We start from the raw sequence: 2,946 nt of genomic DNA on the forward strand, positions 1-2,946 counted from the left end.
TGGCCGTGGCGATCACCTGAACCGCGGCGATGAACGTGATACCCGGCGCGAACAGGAGCAGGCCAACGGCAAACGCGCTGCGCGGGGCGGGATTGGCGATCATCCTGGAGACGAGCCCCTGCTTGGCGTTGTCGGGATCGGGCTGCTTCGGTTTCCGCCGGGCGAGGACGGCGCCGGCCGCGAGCATCAGCAGGCCGAGGCCGAGCCGCAGGCCATAGCGAGGCGTGCGCTGGCTATGGTGCTGCAGGCCGGTGTTGCGCAGAATCGCGATTACCACCAGGCCCATCACCAGGCTCATGATGATCGCGCCAGCGAGGTAGGCTGCGGCGACAAGCCGGGGCCGGGCGGAGCCGAGGTAGACGGCTGACACCAGCAGGGTGGTCGGGGAAAGCGCGGCCAGCAGCGCGAGCCCGGCCGCTTGCAGGATCACAAGCTGCCCGCCATCTTCGGCTGAGCAGGCGACGCGGGCGGGGGACCCACCGCGTGGCCGACATCAGGCAACGGACACCTCCAGGCTGGCACGCTCCAGATTCGGCTGCCCGATCACGGCATCACGCCGGCACCTGGTCGCTAGATTTGTTTACCCTCGCGCACCGGAGGCATGCCGGGCTTCACCCTGCCTGGGTGAGTTATTCGCGGCCCGATGGCCGCATCATCGGCGGTATGAATCGCGGGCCGGTTGATCCTCGGCTGCTGCGCTACGCCCAGGCCGCCCGCGGCTATCTGGTCGTCACCGTGGCCCTCGGATTGGCCGGGACGGCGCTGATCCTGGCTCAGGCTGGCCTGCTCGCCCACGGCTTGGCCACCGCGGCGCACGGCGACGTCGCGGCCGCGCTCACGGGCACGCTCATAGTGCTGCTCATTGTGGTGATATTGCGAGCGGCGGTCAGCTACGGCGGGGAGGTGACAGCGCTCCGCGCGGCGGCGACCGTCAAATCGCAGCTACGCAGCGCGCTCACCGCCCGGGCGCTGCGGCTCGGCCCCGGGTGGTTGGGCGGTCAGCGGGCGGGTGAGATCGCCACCCTGAGCACCCGGGGCCTGGACGGGCTGGATTCCTACTTCGCCCGGTACCTACCGCAGCTCGTACTCGGGGTCCTGGTGCCCATCGCCGTCGTGGCCCGGGTGGCGGTCGCCGACTGGATCTCCGCGGTGGTCATCGCGGTGACACTGCCGCTCATCCCCGTCTTCGCGGTGCTGGTCGGCTGGCACACCAAGGCGCAAACCCGGCGGCAATGGCGTTTGCTAGCCATCCTGGGCGGCCACTTCCTCGATGTGGTGGAGGGCCTGCCCACGCTCAAGGTATTCGGCCGTGCCCGGGCCCAGGAACAGGTCATCGCCAAGGTAACGGACGACTACAGGAAAACGACCATGGCGACCTTGCGGGTCGCTTTTTTGTCCGCCCTCGTCCTGGAGCTAACCGCCGCGGTCGCGACCGCGCTCGTCGCGGTGGAAGTCGGGCTCCGCCTGCTCTACGGCCACCTGGGCTATGAGACGGCGCTGCTGGTGCTGCTGCTCACTCCGGAGGCATTTCTGCCGCTGCGCGCGGTCGGCGCCCAGTTCCACGCGAGCATGGAAGGGGCAGCCGCGGCCGGGCGCGTGTTCGAGATCCTGGACACCGCGCTACCGGACGGACCGGAGGCCCGGCCGGGCCGAGCGACTGCGGGCACGGTGACGGCGGATCTGCGGGTCGCCGAGCTCAGGCTCGACGGAATCACGGTGACGTATCCAGGCCGACCACGGCCCGCTCTGGACGGGATCGGCCTGACCATCGCACCGGGTGAGCGGATCGTGCTGACAGGACCAAGCGGCGCGGGCAAGAGCACGCTGCTGGCCCTGCTGCTCCGCTTCCTGGCCCCGGCGGCTGGGACCATCCAGGCGGGCGGCGCTGACGTGGCAGCGATGGATCTGGAGCAGTGGCGTCGGCAGATCGCATGGGTGCCGCAGCAGCCGTACCTGTTCTCCGGGAGCGCGGCCGACAACATCGCGCTTGGCCAGCCCGGTGCCAGCCGCGGCGCCATCTGCCAGGCCGCCCGGCTGGCCGGCGCCGCCGAGTTCATCGATTCGCTGCCGTCCGGCTACGACACGCCGCTCGGGGAGCGCGGCCTGCGGCTGTCCGCCGGCCAGCGTCAGCGGATCGCGCTCGCCCGGGCGTTCCTGCGGGACGCTCCGCTGCTGCTCCTCGACGAGCCCACCGCTCACCTCGATCCGGCCGGGGCCCGACTAATCGCCTCGGCCCTGGACACGGAGCTGGCCGACCGCACCGTCATCCTGATCAGCCATGGGCAGGGCTGGTCCGCTGGCAGCGGCGGCCGGGTCGTCAGCATGGAGCACGGGAGACTGGCACCGGTGGTTCCTGGCGGCCGGGACGCCGCGCTGGTGATCACATGACCGGCGGACCCGTCAGCGCTGAAGAGGCCGGGAGCGGACGTGCCGGGGGCAGGCCGCTGCTGCGGCTGCTGTGGCTGGCCGGGCCACTGCGCGGGCGGCTGGCGCTGTCGGTCCTGGCGGGCGCGGCCGCCACCGGTTTCGGCGTGGCCCTGCTGGCCACCTCCGGCTACATGCTGGCCCGCGCGTCGGAGCATCCGAGCATCCTGGCTATATCCGTCGCGGTGGTCGCGGTCCGCGCGTTCAGCGTGGGCCGCGGAATATCCCGCTACATCGAGCGCCTGACCTCGCATGACGTCGCCTTCCGGGTGCTGGGTGACATCCGGGTGGCCATCTACCGGCGGCTGGAGCGGCTCGCGCCCGCCGGGCTGGCCGCCTTCCGGTCCGGCGACCTGCTGGCCGCGCTGATCAGCGACGTGGACGCCACCCAGGACCTGTTCATCCGGGGCATCGGGCCGCCGCTGGCCGCGGCCCTGGTCGGCGCGGGCGCGGTGACCGTTTGCCTGCTGATCCTGGCGCCAGCCGGCGGCCTGCTGGCCCTCGGGCTCCTAGCTGCCGGCG

2 protein-coding genes and 1 pseudogene are annotated in these 2,946 nt (G+C 71.7%); 2 read left to right on the forward strand and 1 reads right to left on the reverse strand.

The window, feature by feature from the left end:
- On the reverse strand, positions 1-430 hold a 430-nt coding region (locus WA805_RS27905; protein ID WP_425243818.1), incomplete at its 3' end, for a GAP family protein.
- Positions 431-663: 233 nt separating this feature from the next.
- On the opposite strand from WA805_RS27905, the gene cydD reads away from it, so the two are divergent.
- On the forward strand, positions 664-2,388 hold the full coding sequence (gene cydD, locus WA805_RS27910) for a thiol reductant ABC exporter subunit CydD (RefSeq protein WP_422277360.1): 1,725 nt from the start codon (positions 664-666) through the stop codon (positions 2,386-2,388).
- Positions 2,385-2,946, forward strand: a pseudogene (locus tag WA805_RS27915) (thiol reductant ABC exporter subunit CydC); the annotation flags it as partial. The gene cydD and the pseudogene WA805_RS27915, both read left to right, overlap by 4 nt.

It is taken from the genome of Trebonia sp. (assembly GCF_049794275.1).
Taxonomy (GTDB): domain Bacteria; phylum Actinomycetota; class Actinomycetes; order Streptosporangiales; family Streptosporangiaceae; genus Trebonia.